This is a genomic window from Xenorhabdus ehlersii (assembly GCF_003610465.1).
GTDB classification, from domain to species: Bacteria; Pseudomonadota; Gammaproteobacteria; order Enterobacterales; family Enterobacteriaceae; genus Xenorhabdus; species Xenorhabdus ehlersii.
Genome location: NZ_RAQI01000001.1, coordinates 762,206 through 785,503, shown reverse-complemented (window position 1 = coordinate 785,503; position 23,298 = coordinate 762,206). Strand labels below are relative to the sequence as shown.

Sequence of the window (23,298 nt, the reverse complement as noted above, 5' to 3'; positions counted from 1 at the left end):
GTTTTTTGGCGAAAACAATGATACCAGATCATCATGCCGTTCAAATTCCCGTCACAAAACGTCCACAGCCCCTAGTACTCACGGTAAAATAAATTTTAAAGCAGTTAAAGATACAGAGTTTAATCAATTCATTAATTACTCTGAAGGTTTTTTTATTAAAAACCAAGATAAAGGTTATTCAAAAGAAACGTGGATATTACCTTCTGTTCATATTGGTGGAAAATTAACAATTGATGCCGAAAATGGAATCAGTGCTGATATCAAAACACAGAAAGGACAAACCTTGCAAGCTGCATTGGCAGCACTTGGTGATACACCTGAAACAGCTTGGTTAAAAGGGTTAAATCAGCGCCGGGATGTACATTGGAATGAAGTTCAGGATGCTTATAAGAGTTGGAATTATGAGAGCCAGCATTTAAATCCTGCTGTTTCTGCTGTTATCGCTATTGCTGTTGCTGTCGTCACAGCAGGTGCGGGGGCAACTATCGCCGCCGCCAATGCTGCCGCAGGTACAGCCAGTGGCGCAGCAGCGGCAGCTGGAGCTAGTGCTGCAACAGCAGCAACAGTAAGCACTGCTACATATGGCGCAGTTTCTGCTGGTATCGCATCTTTGGCGTCTACTGCGGCGGTTAGCCTTATTAATAACCAAGGCAATGTATCCAAAACTCTCAAAGAGATGGGTAGCAGTCAAACGGTAAAATCAACCGTCACTTCAATGGCAATTGGTGGTGCTTTAGCCGGATTTGACAAGTTTATGGGCGTGGAAAAAGCGGCTAACGGTGCAACTAAAGCACCTTTATTAAGTAATCAAGAATGGAGCAAAGTTGCCCAACGTGTTGCAGGGCAGTCAATTATCAGTTCCAGTCTAAATACTGCAATTAATGGTGGTAGTTTCAAAGATAATTTTGCTACAGCGTTACTTTCCAATGTGGGTAATCAAATTAATGCTGAAGGGGCGAATGTTATAGGGGACTATGGCAAAGCACTGGACATTCCTGGAAAAGCGGTTAGTCATGCAGCAGTATCAGCTATTGCTGCACACATTGGTGGCGGAGATGCAAGAGGCGCAGCAGCTGGCGCACTCGCAGCTGAACTTGGAGCTGTGACACTGGCTAAGACATTTAATGATCCAGCACAAATTCTAGCAGGCGGTAAAATCATTGGGGGCATTGCCGGTGCATTTGCTACAAATAGTGCAGAGGGTGTTAACAGTGGTGCAAATGCTAGGCTGCGTCCCTTAATTAGATAACCGCCTGTAAAAGAGTCGAATACAGCCTAATTTCACCATGGACAAATAGTTTCGGGCGGTTTTTTCGTAACGGGTTGCAATACGCCGATTTCCTTTCAGAAAACCGAAACAGCGTTCGACAACATTGCGGTCACGATAAGCCTGTTCATCAAATTGCGTACGACCATCAGCACTGCCTTTTTCATTGATTTTATAAGGAATAACGCTTTTGATCCTCAATTTACGCAGATAACCGCGGAGCTTTCTACTCGAATACCCTTTGTCTGCCAGCACGGCTTTGCCACGTCGTTTCATGAAACCATTTTTGCGTTGTATACCAATGCCGTCGAGCAAAGGGATGGCGGATTGACTTTCATGAGCTTGCCCAGCGGTCAACATCAGGTTGAGGGGAAAACCCTTTCCGTCGGTTGCCAGGTGGATTTTGGTGCCATAACCACCGCGTGAGCGACCCAGCGCATGATCGTCAGTGATATCGGGATGTTTTTTTTCGCGCCTGCGGCATCTTTACTCGCGCGAATATTGCTGCCATCCAGGCAAATTTCAGCCCAGTCAATCAAGCCTTTTTCATCCAGAATGGACAGTAACCGATTAAATATCTTGTTGATAATGCCCGATTTTGACCAGCGATTAAATCGGTTATAGACCGTTTTCCAAGGGCCATAGCGTTCAGGTAAATCACGCCACGGTGCCCCGGAGCACAAGACCCAGAACATCCCATTCATCACACGGCGGTGTTCAACATGTGGACGTCCTGCTCGCTCTGAATGGACCGGGGGCAAACAAGGTTCTATCACTATCCATGCGTCATCAGGAATGTCGTAGCGTGCCATCATCTTTTTCCCATATTGAAAACAGTTTAGATGAGAATACTATCAATTTACATTAAGGGACACAGCCTAGTGAAATAGTTCTTGAGTATAACTTCTTTGCACATGAGTTGATTGAGTTAGATAACGCAATCAAGGCCGCGAAGAAAAAAGGGGAAGACACGGCACCTATCTTTGAAAGAACGAGCAGTAAACTAGCAGGAAAGCGAGAATCCCTCAAAGCCGAGTGTCAAGCCAATCCAACTATGTGCGCTGTTACACTTAGCGAGTATGCCAATCAGGCACTACAATCCGTCGAAGACCTTTCTGGAAGACTTTATTTCGATAATAGTGTTATTGCATTCACACATGAAGAATCGGCTAAAGATAGTGCCGTCATTGATAATTATACAAATGGAACTGGTCAAGCACTGGAGTATGCCCGGTGCCGGTTGAGCGTCCGGTGACCGGCATCAGTCCTGCCAGATGCTGGACCCACGTCAGGCGGCTGTACCAGTGTTTTTTGTCTTTCTGCGGGTTAAAGCCCATCGGCAACGCACGTAAATAAGCATTCAGCGGGGACACACTGAATTCAGGTCGCACGGGCTGTAATCCGGCGCTCAGTAATGTGGAAGATAACTGATGCACCCGCTGGTTCAGATTATCTAAATCCTGACCGCACACCAGAAAGGTCAGTGCACTGCGGTACAGTTTATGGCGTCTCCCCAGTAATTCCTTCACGGCCTGTACATCCTGCCGGACGCGCAGTGATTCGGTATTTTCCCCTACGGCATTTTTTGCCAGTCGGGTGGAGCTTTCTTCCAGTGTATCCTGTGCCTGCGCCACAATGGTCAGCGTGACCACAGTGCCTGCCGGCATCATATCCATCAGCACATTGATATTATCGCCCCGTTTCACTTCGCCCGTCAGCGTGCCCGGTTCTGGCGGACGGCGCAGACGTTCAACCGGCACCGCTTTATGTGGCAGGCCATCAAACCACCAGATGCCATTGTCAGGATCAGACACCGGCGGGGTAAACCACAGGCTTTCGGCAAAGTCATTATGGATCGGGAGATCGAGCTGCAGGGGCGTTTCATCACTCACCGTGCGATAAAAATCGGCTTTTGCCATACCCCAGTCCGAGGATGGATTAAAATGACGTAACAACCAACTGTGGATCTGCGCGCCATGCTGCCGGACAGCCACAATTCCCGCCGCCGCCAGTGACGACACCAGCCGCTCGCAGACCTGATTGAGTGCGGCCACTGAAGATAACGTTGAGTGGTTTGCCTGTGATTGGTGAACAGGCAGCCAGCGATAGACTGCCATACGTGTCTGTCGTTGTTGTCCGCGCCACGGTTGCCCGGTGATCAGGCTAACCCAATACGCTCAGTGTCACCATCAGTCCAAAGGCATCGGCGGAGACTTCACCTTTAAAGTCCGTCGTACTCATATTGACCCCAGAGGAATCCGGCCGCATGGGCACGATATAGGCGACGCGGTCTGACACCTTCCGATACTGCCATCGGTCACACCGGTCATCGTCACACAGACCGGCAGCAGCTTTAATGAACGTGTGCTCCAGCAACATCAGTTCCAGTGAACCGGTGTGAGGAAAAATTTCAGCAAAAGGGGATAATTCAGCCGGGGGCACAGTGTGCACCGTGGCCGGGGGAGTATTTTGTTGCATGGTATTCTCCTGATAAAAACAACGGAGAACACCTGACCCAATGGGAAATGTGTTCCCCGTTGGGTGACTGGCCGGTTGGCCATCATGGATAAGATTAAGCGACCTTCATCGTCATCAGACTGACGATATCTGCTTCCAAAGGGGCGCAGATGTACCACACCGTAGATGGTGTCGTCATGAGAAATTTCGTGCAATAATAATGCCCCATCATTCCATCATAAGAGTTGATTAACCATGAGTACACCTGCACACCGCCGCCACGATATTTCAGATCGCGTCTGGAGCCTACTTGAACCTCATTTGCCAGGACGTCAAAGCGCTTGGGGGCGTGTAGCTGAAGATAATCGGCGTTTTATCAATGGGGTGTTTTGGATTTTACGGACGGGTGCGCCTTGGCGAGACCTACATACTGATTATGGTGACTGGAAAAATACCCACCGCCGTTTTTGTCGCTGGAGAGATAAAGGGATATGGGAAAAACTGCTCGAACAATTGGTTAATGACCCCGATTTCGAGTGGTTAATGATTGATGCCAGCCATATTAAGGTTCATCCTGATGCGACAGGCGCTAAAGGGGGTAATCAGGAGATGGGGCTCACAAAAGGGGGCTCAATACCAAGATACATTTGGCCGTGGATGCGCATGGTATGCCGGTCAGAATTGTTATTACAAGCGGTACCCCAGCAGATTGTTCACAAGCTGAGGCCTTAATTAAAGGACTCGATGCAGAGCATCTATTGGCGGACAGGGGCTATGATAGCAATGCAATAGTAGAAAAAGCGAAACAACAGGGCATGCAAGTCCAGATCCCTAGCCGGAAAAATCGGAAGGTCGCCAGAGAATATGATCGTGAACTCTATCGGCTTCGCCATTTGGTTGAAAATGCTTTCCTTCATCTTAAGCGCTGGCGTGGTATAGCCACTCGCTATGCAAAAAATAGCGCGTCTTTTCTTGCCGCAGTGCAAATCCGTTGCCTTGTCCTTTGGCTGAAAATCTCATGACGACAGCATCTAGTGTACTCCCTTGCAGGCTACAGGAGTGTTGCTGTCGCTGCCCGAAGGTGATCCTCACAAGCGACCGGATCATGGATAAGTCTGACTACGCTAATAAACAGAAATCATCAGGTCAATGGGTAATTCATTTTCCGGGAAAAAAAATAATGTCAGGAGTGCGACGGAATTTTTGGGGCGTCAGGGAGAAACTGTCAATACGCCGTGACCCGTTCAAGCCGTGTGGTCTAACACGTTTATGCCCCATTTCAAGTTAATATTAAATCTGAGATATCTTACTATTTTTTTGTTGACTTTATTCTATCTAATATACCAATCTAACTTGAAGATGCAGGTTTTAAAATCTGAAAATTATCAGTCAGTCGAGTCGTGAGCTCTTTCGCTTTTTCTGGCAAAGTGACATGAAAAAAGTGACGAAGAGTTTCACGGAAGGTCTTCGCATCCGGAAAATAGATATTGTTACGCACTTGCTCATTCATATACTTCCACAATCGCTCTATCGGATTGAGGTTTGGGCTGTAAGGCGGGAGGTAATGCAATTCAATATTCAGGACATACGCAATATCTTTCACCAACTCGGCTCGATGGTAACCCGCTCCATCCAAAATGATGTGGATTTTTTTGCGAAAGCGGGTAAGTTTCTCGGAGCGCACCGAAGAAATAGGCGATATTTTCGGCATTGATGCGCGGATATTCACGGATCACGGTGTCTTCAATCCGTTGTAAATTCAGGGCGCCCAGAATATTGAGACGGGTACGACTGCCGGTGGTTTCGATCCCTTTTACCTGATTTTTTCCTGCTTTCATCCAGCCATAGCTGAGCTTTGTGGACTGTGAAGGATGCACCGCATCAATAAATAGGATCGGTTCATTCTGCCCCGCTTCCTCTTTCAGCGCCTTGTAGTCATCAATAAATTGTTGCTGTTTGTGCGCATCGAATTTATGAGGAACACCCTTGGGTTTTTTATAGCTGAAACCTTGGCGGTGAAGCCATTTTGTCATTCCGCCCACGCTGAAAGAAACCTGCCAACGGGCTTGGACATAGGCCACAATTTGGGTTGTGGTATGCATCAAATTGGCGGTCAAATAATCAATCAGGTCGGCGGTTTGTTCGGCAGAGAGATGGCTTTCAGAGCCGCCATTTTCTGGGGTGAGCTTTTCCTGCGCGATAAAATCTTTCAGGTGACGGCTGACCGTACTTTCATGAATACGCAAGGCCTGTGCAATCATCTGAGCAGTCCAACCTTCTGAGGCCAAAAGCACCGCCTTAATGCGATCACAGACTCGACTGTCGCGAGTAGTATCATGCATCAATTCAAGGGCGTGTTTTTGTTCTGGTGTCAGATGAATTTTCATGGTTGCATGCATGATCTGATTTGGATAAGAAATCAAGCATCTTCAATGGCGATTGGTATAGAACACCATATTTATGGTTAAATATATCATGACCTAAATAGTAAATCTCTTATCTGGAAGATTGGAAAGTCACAACGCATTTTTTATATCATCGTATTTCAAGATGCATTTATTATCCTCCACTATTCAGGAAATAATAATCTGCTTTCGCCTTGCAAATTGTAACTTGAAGTTTATAGAATATAAAACCTGATAATTTCTATATTTGATATGGAAATAATAAGGATCAGAAATAACAACAATATATACTATTTCTAAAAATTAACTATCTGTTAGATAAGCAAGAAACACTTTGATATGAAAGATAGAATGAGGAGAATTCTTGAAAATTTTATCCAACCATCGAGCTACACGCGAACAATTGCCGATAGTAAGTAGAAACACGTTTGGAATTGTGGTTATTAGAGGTGCCGCAGGCAGTGGTAAAACCACAAGTGCTTTACTTCGATTGACTGCAATAGTCAACGCCCTATCATATCGTAGAACACTTAATAATGATCAAGCCCCTATCAAAACGTTAGTTCTTTCATTCAATAGAACATTAGCTGGGTACATAGAAGGTCTTATAAACGATAGTATTCAAACTGGCGCGATACCTGTACAAGTTGAAAATGATACTTTTGCTAACTGGGCGAAGGTTCATTTAAATACTGAATTAATACAAGATAAAGAGCAAACTTCATATTTATTAAATAAATGTATCTCATTAGGCTATGACTTAAATTTCATCCTTGATGAAATAGATTATTTAAGAGGTAGGTTTCTTCATTCCGATTTAGATAGGTATTTAACTATAGAAAGAACCGGCCGTGGATTATCTCCTCAAGTAACTAGATCAACACGCCAGATTCTAATTAATATAGTTCGAGAATATGTGCAATATCTTGAAGAAAGAAAATTAGATGATTGGCACACACAATGTGAGAAAATGATCTCAAATAGTTGTTTAGATTATGACATAATTGTTGTTGATGAAACACAAGATTTTTCAGTTAATCAAATTAGGGCAATTCTCAATCACCTCAAGGAAGATTACTATTTAACATTTGTTATCGATACAATACAACGACTATATCCTCGTGGGTTTACTTGGGCTGAGACAGGTTTAGACATGAGGAATGCAACATACTATAGGCTAAAAGAAAACCATAGAAATACAATAGAGATTGCAACTTTTGCTGCCTCTATTACTCAAGGTTTAACTATAGATGACGATGGAAGCGTCAGTGATTTTACACAAGCAACTAGGCATGGACCCAAGCCAATTGTTTGTAAAGGCTTATATTCTCAGCAAGTTAGTTATGCAATTGATTATATTCGTAGGCATGTAGATTTAGAAACTGAATCCGTAGCATTTCTAAAACCTAAAGGCGGGGCTTGGTTCAACGAAATAAAAAAACAGTTAACAAATAGCAGACTCTCTTACATAACAATCACAAAGAATAAAGTATGGCCCAGGGGATCAGAAAACATTGCTCTATCAACAATGAATTCGGCTAAGGGCCTTGAATTTGATCACGTTATTATATTAGGTTTGAGCAATATTAATATGCAACACCTCGACGATGAAAATGATGATAAGTTGCAACAATTAAAACGTCTATTAGCAATGGCTATCAGTCGAGCAAGAGAGTCCGTTGTTATAGGATACAAAGAATCCGAAAAATCAGATTTAGTAAATTATTTCACAAATGGAACCTTTGACGAGGTAAATTTATAAATGACAATTAAACAATTTATTAAAGATAATGGCATAAAAGAAATTCTGCATTTTACATCAGAAAAAGGGCTTACAGGTTGTGCAGGCTCAAGAACTGTATTATCACGGAAAGCATTGGATACAGATCAATACTTGAGTTATATTGCGTCTCCTGTAGCAAGTGAACGCCAAGAGGCACAAGAAGTATTTAATAAAGATAAAGACTGGTTAGATTATATAAATCTTTCCATTAGTGAAATTAACACTAGATATTTCAATGCAGCAAAGCGCTGGTTTAGTGGTTCAAATAATAAATGGTGGTGTATAATGTCTTTCAATCCTATTATATTAACCCATCTAGGTGTATATTTTACAACTACAAACAACATTTATACTTCGGTGATTAGAACACCAGACTTGGCTGGGTTACAAGCAATGTTTGATGAAACAATTATAAGATGGATAGGTAATAATATTTCCCGAAATGAAAGAGCTAATCATTTAACTACCTGTGAACAAGCTGAAGTCTTATATCCAAACCCACTTGATATGAATTTTCTAAGGTGCGTCTATGTTCAAAATGAAGAACATGCTGCGTCGATACATGGAACACTTAGGACCTTTGGTTTTGACCGGGTAAATGTTATTATTTGTCCAGAAAAGTTTTCCGGTGTGCCTAACACACTCTAAGAGGGTAAAATGAACTCACTCAGAGAAAAAAAAGTCATAAATTCTGCACTGTGGGCTGCCGCTGGTGATTCTATTGGGTGGATATCAGAGCTTGCTGATGATGAGGGATTAAAACGGAGAATCTCTGACAATTATCTGCAAAAGCCAGTAAACTGGAGTAGAAAAATCGGCGGATATTCAGGAGCTAATGTTAATTTGCCAGCTGGTACATATTCTGATGATACTCAGCTGAGATTGGCTATTTCAAGATGCATAAGGGGAAATGGCGAATTTGATATTGAATCATTCGCTAAGATTGAACTTCCTGTATGGTTATCTTATGCATTAGGTGCGGGAAGGGCAACTAAAGCTGCAGCTATTAACCTTATGCGAAAAGATACCAATTGGTTTTCAAATTTTTATAAAAATAATTACATTGAGTATACAAATTCAGGGGGGAATGGAACAGCCATGAGGATACAACCTCATGTTTGGAGCTGTAAAAATTTAATCGAAAGAAAATATGAAGTTTCTGTCATTAAAGATTCTCTGGTCACTCACGGGCATTTATTATCCGTATGTGGGGCAATACTACATGCAGATACATTACAATATGCATTACTAAATGGAAAGCCAGCGAGTCCTGTAGAACTCGAGAAAATAATAGATAACTTCTCAGCCATACCAGACATTATAAATAGTGTCTATGAGTTGAAGAATTTCTGGTTGCCAAACTGGGAAAACATTAGCAGAAAGAATTTATATGATGAAGTAGAGCGAATTCGTAGGGAATCCAAAGAGTACTTATCAAATGCTGTAAATGCCTTAAAGAAAACAAGCAAACCATCTGAAAATTATCAGGCTGTAATTGTTGCTCTAAAATGTGATAAAAATGAGAGAAGAGGGACTGCCACTAATACTGCTATTGCTAGCAGTTTGCTATGCCATTTATTTAAGGACTGTTCTCCATACGAGGCCATTATTTCTTGTGTTAATTTTTTAGGTACTGATACTGATTCAATTGCAAGCATGGCAGGTGCAATATTAGGTTGCTACAACGATATTCCCCATTGGGATATACAAGATAGTGACTATATAATAAAAGAGTCTATTAGGTTAAATAAAATTTCCGAAGGGAACATTGCGACAAGTTTCATTTATCCTAATATAAATAAATGGCAGCCGCCACAAACACAAAGCGACACCTTAGTAAGAAACTATGAAGGCAATTATTATGTCATAGGGCTTGGCACTGTTAATCCTATTGATAATAATATCTCGAAAACGAAAACACATTCATGGCAGTGGATGAAATTTGACTTTGGGCAGTCAATTTTAATTAAGAGTAAAACTGGCAAGGTTAAAACTGTTGAGATTACACAGCTTCGTTCTATAGACGTCACGCAACCCGATGAGCCTGCAAGAAAGGAAAATTCAGTGCAACACACATATAGACCTGAGCAAAATAGTTTTAATTATGATAGTAATGAAAGTAATGACTTGGACATTGATGAGATAACAACATTTTTAATCAAAAATGGTTTTAACGAACAACAACTTGGTCGTTTCTTGATAGAATTTGCAGACAAAAAAGGGCTTGAATCTTGTATAGCATATGCAGCTATTATTGGTAAGGCATTCATATCAAGAAAGAAAAAGCAATAACAGAAAGAAATTAAGTCCTCTTGCTTTGACTTTGTGTAATCGTACACAAGCCCAAACACTATTCACTGATTTTTTTGCCTAACAAAGATTTAACTCTTCAACATCTTTTTACTAATCTGAAGCTAGAAAGCGTTAGAGAAGAAACTCTAACGCATTTCTGTCCAAAAGTGAGTTAGCGTAACATAGGAATAATCGCCTAAGACTCAAGGTTGATTCGCTCATATTCCAATGACTAAAGCAGCGACCGTGTGTGCTCCATACAACTTATTCGCCCTCAATATTCTGGTAATACACCTGCTTAATATAACGTCCGCGCCCGTCACCATGCCCTAAATCCATTGAGACCAGTGCCAGCGCTTCCCGCTCGCTGAATCCTTGCACTATATAATGCTCCCCGGATTGCTGAGCAAAATGGTAACGCATACTGTGCGGGGCATTCTTACCCGTCAATCCTGAGCTTCTGACAATATAGCGGTAACGGTCGATGGCCTGCGTGATCGTCGGCTTATCAATCAGTTTACCACTGCGCCCGGCCTGCTCGCGTTCAGCATAAGCAATCGCGTGTTACAAGGCTTTTCCATCGCGCACTTCGGAGAAGGTTTCCACCGCAGCCGAGGCCACTTTAAAGAATGCGACTGCGGAGAGGATCAACCCGCCAATCACAATGCCATCCTGTGCATACCCTTTCACCTGCCCCATTAATCCGCCACGACCCCCACTTGTGGGCGGTTCAATCGAGGGCAAATCGGCCCAGGCAGACTCACAGGAAAGCCCCAGCAGCAACAGAAAAGTGCTGACCCGGGTCATCAGATTTGTGCTGAACTGACGGCAGGCCGTAAAAATTCGTTTCATAGTGATTCAGTTCCTTTTTGTTATGTTCATTGATTCAACTGGCAAACATCCAGACAGCCACGACCAGCAATACTGCGGTTCGAAGAGCAAACTGGCTGAGGGTCTGATTACGCACTTTTTCATTCGCCCAGCCGTTCCAGACCTCCACCGCCGCCCAGGCGGCCCACAGAAACAACGTGGCCAGGAAAAAGCCGACACACACCAGATATAAAAAAGTGACATCAAAGTGTCCTGAGGCCACTTCAAAGGCCTGGCGTTGTGCCAAGGTCATTGCGGATGTTCCTGACGGTAATCGCCGGAGAGGAGGACGGGAGCACGGGGCTGATCGCGGGAAGGCATCAGGTAGTGATCGATACCGGCTTTGATGGTGTTGAGATCCGTCCTGATACGGGAGTAATCAAACTCATAACGAGGCTGTATTGACGTGTCAGATTGCTTTTCGGCGATGCTGGCGCGCTCCAGTGCTATCAGTACCTGATCAATCAGACGCTTGGCACTAACCAGCTCATCTTTCTCCGCCGCCTGAGCCAGCGGCATGCACAATACAGTCAATCCCAGCAGACAGGCCGCACCGGATATCGAAAAGCCACCACGCATAAAAACTCCCCTCATCATAGACGCCGGATACGAGGATGCGGAGTTTTTTGCCACCAGTCAGCAATAAACTCTTTATGCTTGGGTGAAAATTAGATAAATAGTCTGATTAATTTATTCAGCCAACACTGAGCCATGAAGGAAGCAATATGCTGCGGATTGATTTACACGTCCCTGATGATGAGTATGAGACAGTGAGAAAGCTGGGCGCACACTGGGATGCGACCGCCCAAATCTGGTATATCGATGGCAGTTTTGACCCGGAACCGTTTATGCAGTGGCTGCCGTTTTACAATGTGCATGCGGAATATTGGTATCTCGCCCAAACCCGGATACCCTGTCCGCACTGTCATGAACCCACCACCGTCACTGCCTTTATGTTACCTGCCGGACATCAATTACTGGAAGCAGATAAAGATGAGGAACCCGACACGGAAGTGGACTACACCGAACAGGACAGCCCGGCATTTGTGTTTTATATCGTCGATATCCCGTCTATCGTGCGTAATGTGCTACCCGGTTTTCACCACACCCTGCGCAAAGCCATCAGCCAACAGTTACACCGACAGCACTGGATAAACCACTGCGAACACTGTCATGCACAGCAGGACGATACCGAACTGTTTACCGAAGTCGGTGGCGCGTTTTTTCCGGCCTCCAAAGAACAGGCCGCGACTATTCAGCTGCACCGAATCGATCAGCCATTCGTAGTGTATTGTGAAGATACTTCGCACGAACATTACTGTTTCGATCCAAAGGGAAGCAACCGGGCTTGTCAGGCCTGTGACTGGTTTGAATCCATGACACAGGTCGTAAATGTGCCTTCAAAATATCAGCATTAACCGGAAAAACTGACGCGCCGCCAAGCGGCTTGTCTACTGAATGATAGAGTACAAAACAAAAACCTTTGTACTCTATCACTCAGCGCCCAAAAAATATTTCTTAAACATTGAGTTTCCGACAATATCGTTGTAAGTCCCATTATTCCAACTCATCTATCAATTCGATAAAAATTAAAAATACAAACAGTAATATCAACTTGAAATATAAAGGGTATAGATTATGAAATATGTTCATATAACAAATGATAAATATAAAATGAAATATTAAACAGAGGAAAGATATGAGATATTTACAATGACCTTAACATAGCAAACATATCGAGGATAATAATATGAAAAATCATATGACAGATCTCTTAGAAATGCACGTCAAGGCAAATTTATCATTAGTTGCCAATAGCAATGATATGATATCAGTTACAAATATTCGTATCGTCACAGGACAAGATGGAGTTAAATATATATTAGCTGACGTACAAAATAATACAGATCAAAAACTAGATTACGTATTTGTCCATTTCAAACTTTATCTCGGAGACGTCTTATCTGGTATCTCTATCTCTTATGTAACAAATTTTAGTCCGAAGGGAAGATGGAAAATAGATTCAGCAATAGAGCCTTCTATAAAATTTGACTCTGTTAAACTCGGAGCAATAAACATTTATACTCAATAAAATTGAATATGTATGGATTTGGTTATTTATTACATATTCATAATAATTCAAAACTGAAAAATAGCATTTTAAATGAAATAAATGTATTAATACTTATCACTGACACACCGCTCACGCGGCTTGTCTACTAACAACCGAAGGCAAAATAAAAACCTGTTTTGCCTTCCATCATGCAGCGCTTAAAGATATTTCTTAAACATCGATGTTGTAATCACCACCGCCATCCCCAGCAAGAGTGCCGCGGGCAATAATATCACCGTGGGATACACCACATCCGGCCACGATAAATACAATACACAGGGAATGGTGCAAGCCGGTTTAATGCCCCGTTTGGCATGATGATAAACAAAACTGGATTCATAGCCTGCGCCATACCGGCGTAAATCCCGCCGTCCCAGCCCGTCAACCAGTGCGACCAAAATCACCATCACAAACAGCGGAACGGACAACACCAGAGTGACCAGCCGGATCAATGTCACCATCGTGATAAACACCGTCGCCAGCGCATATTCCCGCAAATAACCCGATATGCTATGTAATACCGCATTGAATTCACGCATAAAATCATTGCGGCTATTAAGCTGAGAGTGTGATTGCCCCTGTATCCAGTGCATAAAACCACTGTCAACAAACAGCCATTGATAGGTCTGTGCCAGCCAATCAGAGACCGTTTGTGAAGGTTCTGACAACAACAGACTCCGGGTAAACTCCGTGGATAAAAATTGCAGCTCGGTTTTCATCATGGTCTGACTGTGAGCCGCGCCCTCGTCCGACCAGAGAAAAGTCATCCCGATATATTCCAGTAACAGACTGAATAGCCAAGACATGACAATAAAGCCAATCAGTTGCCACGGCCATTCCCATAACAGGCGATACAACAGACCATGCTTGCGGGGCGGTTGGGAGACGGTGCGGGATGGATTTTCTGACTGTGCCATTTCGGAAACTACCCTTTTTCTTCCCACCAGTTTTCACTGGTGCGGTAGTGCCGCCGCATATGCTCAGCGATGTTCTGCAAACTCGCCGGCATCAGGGCATCATCGTCATCGCCGGTGGGCAGAGGTATGCGAATTTTCCACAACTGTCCGCCCTCCAATAAGGCGAATGCCCGCCCTTTCGGCAGATTAATCATCTCAGCCGGCGTCACCAGCGGCGTTTTGACTGTGCCGACCCTATCCTGCGTGGATGAGGTAAAATCCTGTCCCTGTTCAACATCGGCGATATCTGAGTGCCCTGAGACCAGTGTCTTGCTGTAGATTTCCACTTCGGGCAACTGGCTGGTGAGCAGTTCTGCCGTCCGGTTATCCCGTACCCGCAGCATAATCAGGGTATTAAAGTTACCAATCACCTGCGCGGTTTTGGCCGGGCTGCCGATACGGGCTTCAATATCCGAGGAGGTCTGGGTATAGGCCGTGACCTGCATACCGGCGCCCCCGCCTTTATTAATCAGCGGGATAAACTCATCCCCCATCAGTTCATTGAATTCGTCACAATGCAGGTTAATTGCGAGCTTGCCGTCCTGGCGCACCGGCAACCCTGCATTCATGCCATATTTATAAATCTGCCCGGCCACACTGACCAAATCCGCAAACATGCTGTTGCCCACTGCCGAAGCCACATCACTGTCAGACAATGCATCCAGCCCGATATAGACAATCCCGTTCTTGCGGATCACCTGCTCCCAGTCGAAAATGGGGCGCAAGTCCGCCATATTGAGATAATCCGGTGATAACAGTTCTGCGATTTTTCCCGTGGTCAGCTTTTCCAGCAGAGGCAGTAGCGAGGCGACAATTTTATCAAAATAAGTACGGTCATAACGCACGGCTGAACGTAACCCATCCAGAATGGGGTCATAGAGCTGTTTACCGGCCTCAGAACTGAGCGTCATTTCCATTGCCCACAGCCGGAGCGCATCCGGCTGCCCCTGCATATTGCGCGGAATATCTTTCTCTTTCAGCTTTCCGAAGGTTTGATTGATTTGTTCCAGCAACGCAGGCTGCCTGTCTGCCATCACTTTGGTGGCATAGAGTTGATACAGTTCGCTGATATTATTGACGTAACGCGTGATAAGCGTGTAATCCGGCCGGTGCCCCAGTGCCACCAACGCGCGGGCGACAATATTGACGAACCGCCAGGCAAATTCCCGGAACGCCGCACTATTGCCTTCGCCACTCAATTGCCCCGCCAGACGGGAAGCGACTTCGGAGACCCGGCCAAACCGCCCGACCGTATTATAACGTGCCGAGATTTCCGGCCAACCCAGATGAAAGAGGTAAAGTTCATTTCCACGGCCTGCCCGGTGGGCTTCTGCCCAGATGCGCCTTAACAGGTCAGCATCCCCTTTGGGATCAAAGACAATCACCACTTCACCGCGCCGGATATCCTGGGTTATCAGCAGTTCAGCCAGCCGGGTTTTCCCCACCCGCGTCGTGCCCATCACTAAGGTATGCCCGACCCGCTCGCGCAGATCCATATACACTTCCGCTTCCTGTGGTTCAATGCCGTGGATCATCGGATTGCCCCCAACCGGCGGCAATGGTCGCACCGGATTTAACGGGGAATCTTTACGCAACAGATTTGACAATGCCGACCAACGGTATTCGGTTCGATGCTCCAGTAAACGGGCAAGCTGATAAACCTGAGAGGGTTGCACAAATCGTTCTACTTCCGGTCGCCGCGTATCCTGCAAACGCTGGGTATGCTTCTGCTGCCAGCGAAAACCCCGGCCCAGAAACAAGCGCTGATGACTGACGGGAATGTGTTTTGTGCTCATCTGGTAACGCGGTAAACGGCTCAGATTTCGGCGATAACGGATAACCTGAATGCCCTGCCAGGTGCGTATTATCGCTAATACAGTAAAACCACCGGCCATCACATAGCTGACTGAAGGTGCCAGTGCAATCGCCCAAGGTGCCCGAATGCAGATAAATGCGGCAACCGCTGAAACCACAGCGGTATTCAGCTCGACAGCCGGACGCAGCAGGGCTTCAACCACATAACGACGGCTCATAATGAGGGCTGCTGCGTAAGTGCATTTTCAGTGATCAACACCGGATAATGCTGTAACTGCAAACGACGCGCCAGCTCTGTGCCGGAAGCCGGTGATAACAGGATATCCGGTGCTAAGGCGCGCAGTGACTGTAATCCAGTCATTGTACTGACATTAACGACCAGTCCCACCGCGTGCAATTGTGCAAGGCGGGCTGCATGCTGACTTAGCCACTGACGAGAGTCAGGATCATCGCCAATCAGAAATAACGCTCCAATCCCCGGCAATTGCAGTGAGCGGTTGATCACTTTTCCCAGTGTCAGTTCCGGTGTGTTAACCGGCAACATGGCCGCTTCATCCGCCAATTCTGGCGAGAAATGGTGGGGCTGTGCAGAACGATAATTCGGCTGGGCATTAATGCTTTCATAAAAGGGCGAGGCATCTTTGCCGCCTAAATCGGCAATCACGTTCAGTTCAGCATGGCCGGTAGTCATCCATAACAGACCGATAATGGGAAATACGCTCAGCCGTTTCATTGTAATGACGTGACCTGCCATCCTTGTTCCCCCTGTCGCAATAATACCGGCATCAGTCCTTTGCCAAACCGGAACCAGTATCCTGCATCATGATTCAGCGTGATGTGTCGGTTACGGACCTGTTCAACCGGAATATGATGCGTTTTAGCCCACTGCCGTAAAATGTCATCATTACGTTGACTGTCGACCAGATAGATATCCACCGGTTGCTTTGCCGCCAAGACTTCGGCCAAACGGGTGTCACATTGTGGGCAATCTTTGGTTCTGACAAACAGAGCCAACCGACCGTTTACTTCATGCGATTTTTCCATATTGATCGGCAAAACATCCGGAAACAACCGCTGCCAGGCGGCATTCACTTCCCGCTGGAAACGCAGTTCTTTTTCCGTTCGGGCAAACTCTGCCTTAACCCACTGTTCAGCATAACGGCGGCGTTCGGCCTCTCTTTCGGTTTCAATGCCTAATGCGGTCAGCGGATCAAGCCCCGGCGACTGAATACCCCGTGGCCCGTTCATCAGGTGCTGATAACGCTGATATTCGCCGGTACTTAATTGCCACTGTTCAGCCTGATTATTCAGGGATTGCGGCTGGCTTTCTGTCGTGAGTGTCTGCTGCAAAGCTAACGGTGCCGGTGTTACTGCCCAGACCGGACTGCTCAGCAACCATACCAACACACTGAGTTGGTGTAATTTCATCAATGCCCTTCCGATTGAGTATGTTTGACCGGAGTCGGAAGTTGATAACCCTGCCGCAAATGGTGACAAACAACACGCTGCACCTCATCCACTTCCAGTTGCCAGGCTGGACCTGCAATCACCTGCAACGCAGTGCGTAACCTGACAGGGCCTAACTGAGCGTGCACGGACGGCAGTGGTTGGCGATATAAAATGTCATTCCTCTTGTCAGGCACACAGAGTGCGTAACCGGATTGACGCAGTGCGTAACGCATCGCATCGGCAACAGTGGGATTCTGGGATGCGGGGAGCTGAATATCCATCAGTTGAGAAAGTGGATCACGCTGTGCTGCTGTCAGGTCGATACTGACCAGCACATAGCGGCCATAACGGACGACTTCGGGTGTTTGCTGATAAATATCCGGTGAAACTGATTGAATATTTCGTGTCAGCGTCACGGAAGAAAAGCTATTTTGGGAAGGCTGAGGGAGCGGTTGTTTCACGGGAGTCGTACATCCCGTCAGTATGACCGCGATTAAGCCGATTAACACCGTTATTTTCATGCCAAATAGGTTCCTGCTCAGTCGTAAAATAATCCTGACTATGCAAGGAACCCGGTAATGTATTCAATGAACAACTCAACTGTGTTTGCTGAAAATTAATATACCGAAAAAAACGTTATTGTGTGTCAATTTCAGGGTTTTTATCCGCGCGTTATTCAGCCGCTGCCTGATTTTCATCAACCGACTGACGGATTTTTCGTTCAATAAAATTTCCGTAGTCATCGAAATAACGGCTGGGCCAGATTTCAGCGGGTTCCATTCCCAAACGGGTCGCGATGATAAGTTCCCCTTTGGGCCATGAGCGGGATAGAGTATTTGCCAGGGTGGAAGAACTGAGCCCCGACTCACGGGATAAAGCGGCGAGTGTGGTACCACACTTGCGTAATGCTCAAATAATTTCGGCTGGGTGCCAGTCTTGTAGAGTGTTAATCATACCTGCGTCCCCTTCTGTTGATTATTGGTGGTAGTTCAGACAGGGTTTGCGATACCGGAGTTATCAGCCGGCGAGACGTGAGTCTCCCCTGCCTGAACCACCATTGAAAGGGCGATAGCAGGCACACTGGTAGAAACTATCTACCAGTGGATAACAAACGAGGTCGCAAATCCCCGACTATCGGATTTTGCCGATAGCTTTTTTACTTTAACTGATTGAGTTATCTAATTCAATAATCGAATGTGTAAGTTTAATAAGTAAATAAATTGAACGGCTAGTTTGGCCTCACTCACTGTATTGCCATAATCAAAATAGGCTCTTTCCTAAGTTATTTTCAAAGAATATTTTCACATTCGAACTTCATAGTGAGCAGGGATTAATATTTGCACAAGTCGAATATTTTCTAGAAGAGGATTACATGTTTTCCCAATAGATGAAGGCGATTTCTACTTTTGATTTTCACTAAATAGAGAACAATAAGGCAAAAATAAATTTTATATCTGCAAAAAGACCCATTGTAAAAATCATTAAAATACATTAGGTTATGTAATTTTATAAATTATACCCTCTCATGTTGTAAAGGGCGGAAAATATCTATTCATATTAACAATGGATTAACTTATGAAAACAGTCACACAAGCCTTTGATTTAGTAACTAATAAAGGAGCTACTGAAACGGGTTTCTTCTCACAAGCAAATGAAAAACTTAGGCGTACAGAATCAATTATAAAAACCGCTCAGTATTTCGCCCAAAATGCCAATGATATAGAAACAATCAAAGACATTAGAGATGATGATACTCTACTCGAATTTGTTATAGCTTCCTGTATGCTTTCTAAAAAAAGCTTATCTCACTTGTCAACAGACATTCAAGACGAAATAATTAACAAACTAATAGATTTCTCAAAGCTAAATGATGGTGAATATGTAAGCTCTCTTCAACAACGCTACTTATTAACTGCTGGTGATTCGCTAGGAGGGACAATGAGGAATGTTATCGGACAATTAGCACAAGAGAAGCTTACAAATTCTATTATAGCTGAATTAGAGAATCGGAGGCTATCACCAAAACCAGAATATAATAAATCAAATAAAATTGTTGCGGTTCAATGGACAAGCCATAGTGATGAAAAACGGTGTATAATTTTTGATAAGAAACCAAAATTTATAGATAAATCTGTTGACATCATAGTATTAAAAGGTCATTCGGCTATTACTAGAGATCTTGAAAATCCGGAAGACTACCTTTGCTGTGGGGAGTTGAAAGGAGGAATAGATCCTGCAGGTGCTGATGAACATTGGAAAACAGCTAAGACAGCATTAGAGCGTATAATTTCTTCATTTGGAAAAAAAGAAATTAGGGCACCTAACTTAGTATTCTTAGGTTCAGCCATTGAAACTGCCATGTCAAAAGAAATATTCTCACTACTAGAATCTGGCTGGCTAAAAGGTGCCGCAAACATAAACTATCCTGACCAGTTTGATGAAGTGATAGACATCATAATATCATGAAGATATAAACTGGCCAGCCATAATAATAGCTAATAAGTTATTCTTTATTGCTTCTCCCAAACGTACACACACTTTCTCAGCTCGCTTCGTCCATGCTTTTTCATTTGTTGCGAGCTATTTCCCTTACCCTTAGGCAAAACCCAAATCGTCTTCGTTTTAAGCCCAAATTCTGAAGCAATTTCACACAATAGTAAGTCCACAGGTACTTCTAATCCATTATACTGAACATTATCATTAACCATTACATACTTTGCCCCAATTTTCATTTTTCTAGAAACCTGAGCGAGATGAACGGTTGAATCATAGAAATATCCTTCGACCATTGTCTTTATGCCTTTATTATTTAAAGTTCCTTTTTTTGCTTCACTATCTAAAAAAGATACTATCTTTGATAAACACGTCTGACTTCTGAAAGTAGTATCAATTTTATTTTTTAATTCAGATTCGATCCACTCAAATGACTTTGGTTTATTTTCCACCGTGCAAGTAAGTAAGGTCTGACGAAGCTCCCGAATAATATCTTCATCTACACCAAGATATGCCAGCTCTAAAGCATAAGTTCTAGTATAATCATAGCGATTACAATATGGCGGGGAAGTAATCACAAAATCTAAGCTTTCATCTTCTAATTCATCTATTTTTTCAAGTACAGATCCTTGAATAATATCAATCTGCTTTTTCTCTGCGTTTATTTTATCTTCAAATAGATCTTTCGAATGTTCAAGATCATTAATTATGTGATCAAGTTTATCACTTAAAGCCTCAAAAAAAGTATAGATCGGGCCTTTGTCAAAAGATGTCTTTTTATCTTTACCATAAAAGCGAGGTGAGCGATAGTCCCATCTTAAATACTGTCCATCTTTTCTAGTAAAGCTAAATTTTTCTAAAATGGAAAATGAAACAAAATCTAAAAATAATCTAAATGACTCATCTTCCTGTGTATCAAGCCAAGTTTTGTATTTACATAGTTCCAACTCCGACTCAGGCGAAAATGCGTCTTTAGTTATTTTTAAATGGCTAAATTTCCATTTGGGTACCACAGAAAGCCATTTATCTCTGCTTTCAAGAGCTTTTTTTGCATATTCAATTAATCGTTCAGACGAAATATTAGCAAATACATTACGACAGTTTATAAAAAAAGCTCCAACAGGCATTAATTCAATAGCGATACCATGCATACCTTTGTATTTTTCAGCAACAAATGGAGCTGCACCAGTCCCAGCAAAAGGATCAAGTAAACTTTGCCCTGGTTTCGCATCAAGCTTATCCAAAATATACTCAATTAACTGCTTTGAGAATCCCTCTCTATAGTGAAACCATCTAAAAATTGGTTCGATTTTATTTGCCTGAAAACTAACTAACTTTCTATCTAAGTCAGAGTTAACTATGAGTTTTCTGCTATATTTTTCAACTAAATTATCAATAAGCTGACTTGCTTCGATATATTGCTTTGAGTACGTTTCAGTTGGCATAGTATATTAGGTCTAATTTCGGTATCATTAATTCCTGGGCATAATACGCACTCAGTGCGCACTCGTCAATGTTTATTTAGAATAAGTACAATGATAAAAAAGAAAGAGTTCTCTTTAGAACTAAAGAAATATCAAAAATCTCTTGCAATGACACAATCAGAGATGTGTCAGATACTTTATGGTGTCCCTAGTAGAACACTTCAGAGTTGGGTACTTGGCGAGAAACTCCCACCTACATATTATCAAGAGCTAGTACTATTTCGCCTTAGCTCCTACTTACAAGAAATAACGAAGAAGTAAACTCATTCGATGCTATTGCATAAAATTTGAGTAATTATCCTTAATTATAGGCATCACTTAGACGTTATGATTCTATATTAACAAAATGGATGGATAAGATTGAAAAAATCTGTGGGGAATGTAGCTTTTGTATCATTTATTTGTTAAGTCCATGGAATGAAAATCATACCAAGATGCTACTTAATCAGCCCTGTAATAACAGGGCCATATGTTAGACAATGTCAAAATGGGATTTCATCCAACCAACCCAATTCTTCGTTATCACCGTCCGGTAAAACAGCTGTCTGTACCAGTTGAGTATTTTTTATCTCTTTCACCGGATGGGAGGGTTGTCCCTTTTGTGCTGACTTATGCCCAGCCTGCTGTGCCGTTGCATTCTTTACATCACTACGACTGCCCAACATCTGCATCGTGCCATTCACATTGACCACCACTTCGGTGGAATAGCGATCCTGTCCCTGATTATCCTGCCACTTGCGTGTTTGCAACTGGCCTTCAATGTACACCTGAGCACCTTTTTGCAGATACTCCGCCGCAATTTCGGCTAATTTGCCGAAGATCACTACCCGGTGCCATTCGGTTTTTTCCCGGGTTTCGCCGGTTTGTTTATCCAGCCAACTGTCTGACGTCGCCAGTGACAGCGTTGCGACCGTACCACCCGTTGGCAAGTAACGGATTTCCGGAGCTTGCCCCAGATGACCCAATAAAATAACTTTGTTCACACCGCGCGAAGACATATCCATTTCCTCTTAGTTATACTGACTGACGTTGCGTCCAGCACCCTTGTTTCAGAGCAAATTCCGCCTGTTCACGGTAGGCAAAATATTCCACGGATTCACGGGAGCAGGGTTCACCCTCATCCAGTGTGCCGATATAAAATCCGGCACGGCTTCGCAACACGGTTAACGGTAACTGCTTATGGCAATATTGCAGGGCCAGAACACCAATCGGGGCAATATTCATCTCTGTTTCCTGTTGTCTTTGATAATTAAAAGACTGCCCTGAAACATCAGGGCAAGTCGGTGGAGTAAAAGGAATATCAGAATGAATTTTCTGCATATTCAGTTTGCGCAACTCCGTTCTGGGGAGGAGCCGAATCAGACTGTTCAGCCTGATAGACTTTGTCCTGACCAATTTTGATCCAGTCAACTTTAATCAGACGGGCTTTCAGGCTGACGCGCTGTTCACCGGCATGATCGCCGCGTTTCAGGGTGAAAATATCAGTAGACGGGTTACTTAAGGTAAAGCCCAATAGTACTTTTTTATCCTCATCCACCGATTTCTGGCAACGACCGATCAGACTGGTCGCTTCCTTACTCACCACGGTGATATCAAAACGCACATAGACCGGATTATCACCCGGGCCATTTAATGCATTGATCACGCAACTCAGAAACGTACCGCTGGCCGTGCTGACATGGCGGATATTATTCAGATAACCCAGTCCTTTAATATTCAGGTTGAAATAGTCGTTTTTGGTTAAGGTTGTGGTGTTCTCAGACATACGATGTTCTCCATGACGGAAGTAAAAATACAATGTGACGGAGAAAACCCTACTCCCTGACGGGAATAGTTTTTCCCGCCGGGCGTCAGGTATAGACGTTGCTGATGCTGACGTTATGATAAAGAATAATGAACCTTCATTGCCGTTGG

19 protein-coding genes and 7 pseudogenes are annotated in these 23,298 nt (G+C 43.9%); 8 read left to right on the top strand and 18 right to left on the bottom strand.

The features are described 5' to 3' along the window. Window positions 1–70: 70 nt before the first annotated feature. Window positions 71–1,225: pseudogene (locus BDE27_RS03760) on the top strand (DUF637 domain-containing protein); the annotation flags it as partial. Window positions 1,226–1,237: 12 nt separating this feature from the next. On the opposite strand, the gene BDE27_RS03755 reads toward BDE27_RS03760, so the two are convergent. From BDE27_RS03755 to BDE27_RS20135, 3 genes and pseudogenes are all read right to left on the bottom strand, one after another. Next, a protein-coding gene (locus BDE27_RS03755) for an IS5 family transposase (protein WP_120211323.1) occupies window positions 1,238–2,079 on the bottom strand; the annotation gives its coding sequence in 2 pieces (ribosomal slippage) (window positions 1,238–1,737 and window positions 1,737–2,079; 843 coding nt in all). Window positions 2,080–2,493: 414 nt separating this feature from the next. Beyond that, window positions 2,494–3,432: pseudogene (locus tag BDE27_RS03750) on the bottom strand (TraC family protein); the annotation flags it as partial. Window position 3,433: 1 nt separating this feature from the next. After that, a pseudogene (locus BDE27_RS20135) lies at window positions 3,434–3,745 on the bottom strand (antirestriction protein); the annotation flags it as partial. Between the two features lie 234 nt (window positions 3,746–3,979). Here BDE27_RS20135 and BDE27_RS03740 point away from each other — a divergent pair. Further along, a protein-coding gene (locus BDE27_RS03740; protein WP_120211309.1) for an IS5 family transposase occupies window positions 3,980–4,746 on the top strand; the annotation gives its coding sequence in 2 pieces (ribosomal slippage) (window positions 3,980–4,355 and window positions 4,355–4,746; 768 coding nt in all). Window positions 4,747–5,072: 326 nt separating this feature from the next. Here the strand turns inward: BDE27_RS03740 and BDE27_RS03735 are convergent. Next, window positions 5,073–6,111 (bottom strand): annotated as a pseudogene (locus BDE27_RS03735) (IS630 family transposase). Between the two features lie 382 nt (window positions 6,112–6,493). On the opposite strand from BDE27_RS03735, the gene BDE27_RS03730 reads away from it, so the two are divergent. The 3 genes from BDE27_RS03730 to BDE27_RS03720 are packed head-to-tail and all read left to right on the top strand — an operon-like array spanning window position 6,494 to window position 10,204. After that, window positions 6,494–7,891, top strand: coding sequence for a 3'-5' exonuclease (locus tag BDE27_RS03730; protein WP_099133935.1), 1,398 nt, complete (start codon window positions 6,494–6,496; stop codon window positions 7,889–7,891). Beyond that, window positions 7,892–8,560: a DarT ssDNA thymidine ADP-ribosyltransferase family protein gene (locus tag BDE27_RS03725; RefSeq protein WP_099133936.1), complete on the top strand. Its 669-nt coding sequence runs from the start codon at window positions 7,892–7,894 to the stop codon at window positions 8,558–8,560. It begins immediately after the preceding gene. Between the two features lie 9 nt (window positions 8,561–8,569). After that, entirely contained in the window at window positions 8,570–10,204 is a 1,635-nt protein-coding gene (locus BDE27_RS03720) for an ADP-ribosylglycohydrolase family protein (protein WP_099133937.1), read from the top strand. 264 nt (window positions 10,205–10,468) lie between these two features. Here BDE27_RS03720 and BDE27_RS20270 read toward each other — a convergent pair. The 4 genes and pseudogenes from BDE27_RS20270 to BDE27_RS03705 form a co-directional block, all read right to left on the bottom strand. Then, window positions 10,469–10,768 (bottom strand): annotated as a pseudogene (locus BDE27_RS20270) (integrase domain-containing protein); the annotation flags it as partial. A gap of 6 nt (window positions 10,769–10,774) precedes the next feature. After that, window positions 10,775–11,011: pseudogene (locus BDE27_RS20265) on the bottom strand (TIGR03745 family integrating conjugative element membrane protein); the annotation flags it as partial. Between the two features lie 79 nt (window positions 11,012–11,090). Beyond that, window positions 11,091–11,327, bottom strand: coding sequence for a TIGR03758 family integrating conjugative element protein (locus tag BDE27_RS03710; protein WP_099133938.1), 237 nt, complete (start codon window positions 11,325–11,327; stop codon window positions 11,091–11,093). Continuing rightward, a complete protein-coding gene (locus BDE27_RS03705; protein WP_099133939.1) occupies window positions 11,324–11,653 on the bottom strand; it encodes an integrative conjugative element protein, RAQPRD family in 330 nt (109 codons plus the stop codon). Before BDE27_RS03705 ends, BDE27_RS03710 begins: the two co-directional genes overlap by 4 nt. 146 nt (window positions 11,654–11,799) lie before the next feature. Between BDE27_RS03705 and BDE27_RS03700 the strand changes: the two genes are divergently transcribed. Both BDE27_RS03700 and BDE27_RS03695 read left to right on the top strand, forming a co-directional pair. Then, complete coding sequence (locus tag BDE27_RS03700; protein ID WP_099133940.1) at window positions 11,800–12,492, top strand: DUF5710 domain-containing protein; 693 nt, start codon at window positions 11,800–11,802, stop codon at window positions 12,490–12,492. A gap of 332 nt (window positions 12,493–12,824) precedes the next feature. Beyond that, entirely contained in the window at window positions 12,825–13,166 is a 342-nt protein-coding gene (locus tag BDE27_RS03695; RefSeq protein WP_099133941.1) for an FxLYD domain-containing protein, read from the top strand. A gap of 179 nt (window positions 13,167–13,345) precedes the next feature. Here BDE27_RS03695 and BDE27_RS03690 read toward each other — a convergent pair whose 3' ends face one another. From BDE27_RS03690 to BDE27_RS03665, 6 genes and pseudogenes are all read right to left on the bottom strand, one after another. Beyond that, the gene (locus BDE27_RS03690) at window positions 13,346–14,104 is read right to left on the bottom strand and encodes a TIGR03747 family integrating conjugative element membrane protein (RefSeq protein WP_099133942.1); all 759 of its coding nucleotides are present in this window, start codon (window positions 14,102–14,104) and stop codon (window positions 13,346–13,348) included. 8 nt (window positions 14,105–14,112) lie between these two features. After that, a complete protein-coding gene (gene traD / locus BDE27_RS03685; RefSeq protein ID WP_099133943.1) occupies window positions 14,113–16,176 on the bottom strand; it encodes a type IV conjugative transfer system coupling protein TraD in 2,064 nt (687 codons plus the stop codon). Next, complete coding sequence (locus tag BDE27_RS03680) at window positions 16,173–16,712, bottom strand: integrating conjugative element protein (protein WP_099133944.1); 540 nt, start codon at window positions 16,710–16,712, stop codon at window positions 16,173–16,175. Before BDE27_RS03680 ends, traD begins: the two co-directional genes overlap by 4 nt. Next, window positions 16,688–17,386: a TIGR03759 family integrating conjugative element protein gene (locus tag BDE27_RS03675; RefSeq protein WP_099133945.1), complete on the bottom strand. Its 699-nt coding sequence runs from the start codon at window positions 17,384–17,386 to the stop codon at window positions 16,688–16,690. The genes BDE27_RS03680 and BDE27_RS03675 overlap by 25 nt, the downstream gene beginning before the upstream one ends. Then, entirely contained in the window at window positions 17,386–17,928 is a 543-nt protein-coding gene (gene pilL2 / locus BDE27_RS03670; protein WP_099133946.1) for a PFGI-1 class ICE element type IV pilus protein PilL2, read from the bottom strand. Before pilL2 ends, BDE27_RS03675 begins: the two co-directional genes overlap by 1 nt. Before the next feature lie 151 nt (window positions 17,929–18,079). Continuing rightward, window positions 18,080–18,361: pseudogene (locus BDE27_RS03665) on the bottom strand (helix-turn-helix domain-containing protein). A 621-nt stretch (window positions 18,362–18,982) separates the two neighbouring features. Here BDE27_RS03665 and BDE27_RS03660 point away from each other — a divergent pair. Further along, a complete protein-coding gene (locus tag BDE27_RS03660) occupies window positions 18,983–19,873 on the top strand; it encodes an AvaI/BsoBI family type II restriction endonuclease (protein ID WP_099133947.1) in 891 nt (296 codons plus the stop codon). A gap of 44 nt (window positions 19,874–19,917) precedes the next feature. Here BDE27_RS03660 and BDE27_RS03655 read toward each other — a convergent pair whose 3' ends face one another. The 4 genes from BDE27_RS03655 to BDE27_RS03635 all read right to left on the bottom strand — a co-directional run bounded on the left by BDE27_RS03655 (window position 19,918) and on the right by BDE27_RS03635 (window position 23,149). Next, entirely contained in the window at window positions 19,918–21,345 is a 1,428-nt protein-coding gene (locus BDE27_RS03655) for a restriction endonuclease (protein ID WP_099133948.1), read from the bottom strand. A gap of 521 nt (window positions 21,346–21,866) precedes the next feature. Beyond that, a complete protein-coding gene (gene ssb, locus BDE27_RS03645; protein WP_099133950.1) occupies window positions 21,867–22,382 on the bottom strand; it encodes a single-stranded DNA-binding protein in 516 nt (171 codons plus the stop codon). A 16-nt stretch (window positions 22,383–22,398) separates the two neighbouring features. Then, window positions 22,399–22,704: a hypothetical protein gene (locus tag BDE27_RS03640; protein WP_420882906.1), complete on the bottom strand. Its 306-nt coding sequence runs from the start codon at window positions 22,702–22,704 to the stop codon at window positions 22,399–22,401. Next, window positions 22,685–23,149 (bottom strand): STY4534 family ICE replication protein, encoded by a 465-nt coding sequence (locus BDE27_RS03635; RefSeq protein ID WP_099133951.1) that lies wholly within the window; start codon window positions 23,147–23,149, stop codon window positions 22,685–22,687. Before BDE27_RS03635 ends, BDE27_RS03640 begins: the two co-directional genes overlap by 20 nt. Window positions 23,150–23,298 lie beyond the last annotated feature (149 nt).

Excerpts from the sequence above, each read along its gene's own strand:
- BDE27_RS03725 (WP_099133936.1), top strand. The coding sequence starts at position 7,892 with ATGACAATTAAACAATTTATTAAAGATAATGGCATAAAAGAAATTCTG.
- BDE27_RS03720 (WP_099133937.1), top strand. The coding sequence starts at position 8,570 with ATGAACTCACTCAGAGAAAAAAAAGTCATAAATTCTGCACTGTGGGCT.
- BDE27_RS03710 (WP_099133938.1), bottom strand. The coding sequence starts at position 11,327 with ATGACCTTGGCACAACGCCAGGCCTTTGAAGTGGCCTCAGGACACTTT.
- BDE27_RS03705 (WP_099133939.1), bottom strand. The coding sequence starts at position 11,653 with ATGCGTGGTGGCTTTTCGATATCCGGTGCGGCCTGTCTGCTGGGATTG.
- BDE27_RS03700 (WP_099133940.1), top strand. The coding sequence starts at position 11,800 with ATGCTGCGGATTGATTTACACGTCCCTGATGATGAGTATGAGACAGTG.
- BDE27_RS03695 (WP_099133941.1), top strand. The coding sequence starts at position 12,825 with ATGAAAAATCATATGACAGATCTCTTAGAAATGCACGTCAAGGCAAAT.
- BDE27_RS03690 (WP_099133942.1), bottom strand. The coding sequence starts at position 14,104 with ATGGCACAGTCAGAAAATCCATCCCGCACCGTCTCCCAACCGCCCCGC.
- traD (WP_099133943.1), bottom strand. The coding sequence starts at position 16,176 with ATGAGCCGTCGTTATGTGGTTGAAGCCCTGCTGCGTCCGGCTGTCGAG.
- BDE27_RS03680 (WP_099133944.1), bottom strand. The coding sequence starts at position 16,712 with ATGGCAGGTCACGTCATTACAATGAAACGGCTGAGCGTATTTCCCATT.
- BDE27_RS03675 (WP_099133945.1), bottom strand. The coding sequence starts at position 17,386 with ATGAAATTACACCAACTCAGTGTGTTGGTATGGTTGCTGAGCAGTCCG.
- pilL2 (WP_099133946.1), bottom strand. The coding sequence starts at position 17,928 with ATGAAAATAACGGTGTTAATCGGCTTAATCGCGGTCATACTGACGGGA.
- BDE27_RS03660 (WP_099133947.1), top strand. The coding sequence starts at position 18,983 with ATGAAAACAGTCACACAAGCCTTTGATTTAGTAACTAATAAAGGAGCT.
- BDE27_RS03655 (WP_099133948.1), bottom strand. The coding sequence starts at position 21,345 with ATGCCAACTGAAACGTACTCAAAGCAATATATCGAAGCAAGTCAGCTT.
- ssb (WP_099133950.1), bottom strand. The coding sequence starts at position 22,382 with ATGTCTTCGCGCGGTGTGAACAAAGTTATTTTATTGGGTCATCTGGGG.
- BDE27_RS03640 (WP_420882906.1), bottom strand. The coding sequence starts at position 22,704 with ATGCAGAAAATTCATTCTGATATTCCTTTTACTCCACCGACTTGCCCT.
- BDE27_RS03635 (WP_099133951.1), bottom strand. The coding sequence starts at position 23,149 with ATGTCTGAGAACACCACAACCTTAACCAAAAACGACTATTTCAACCTG.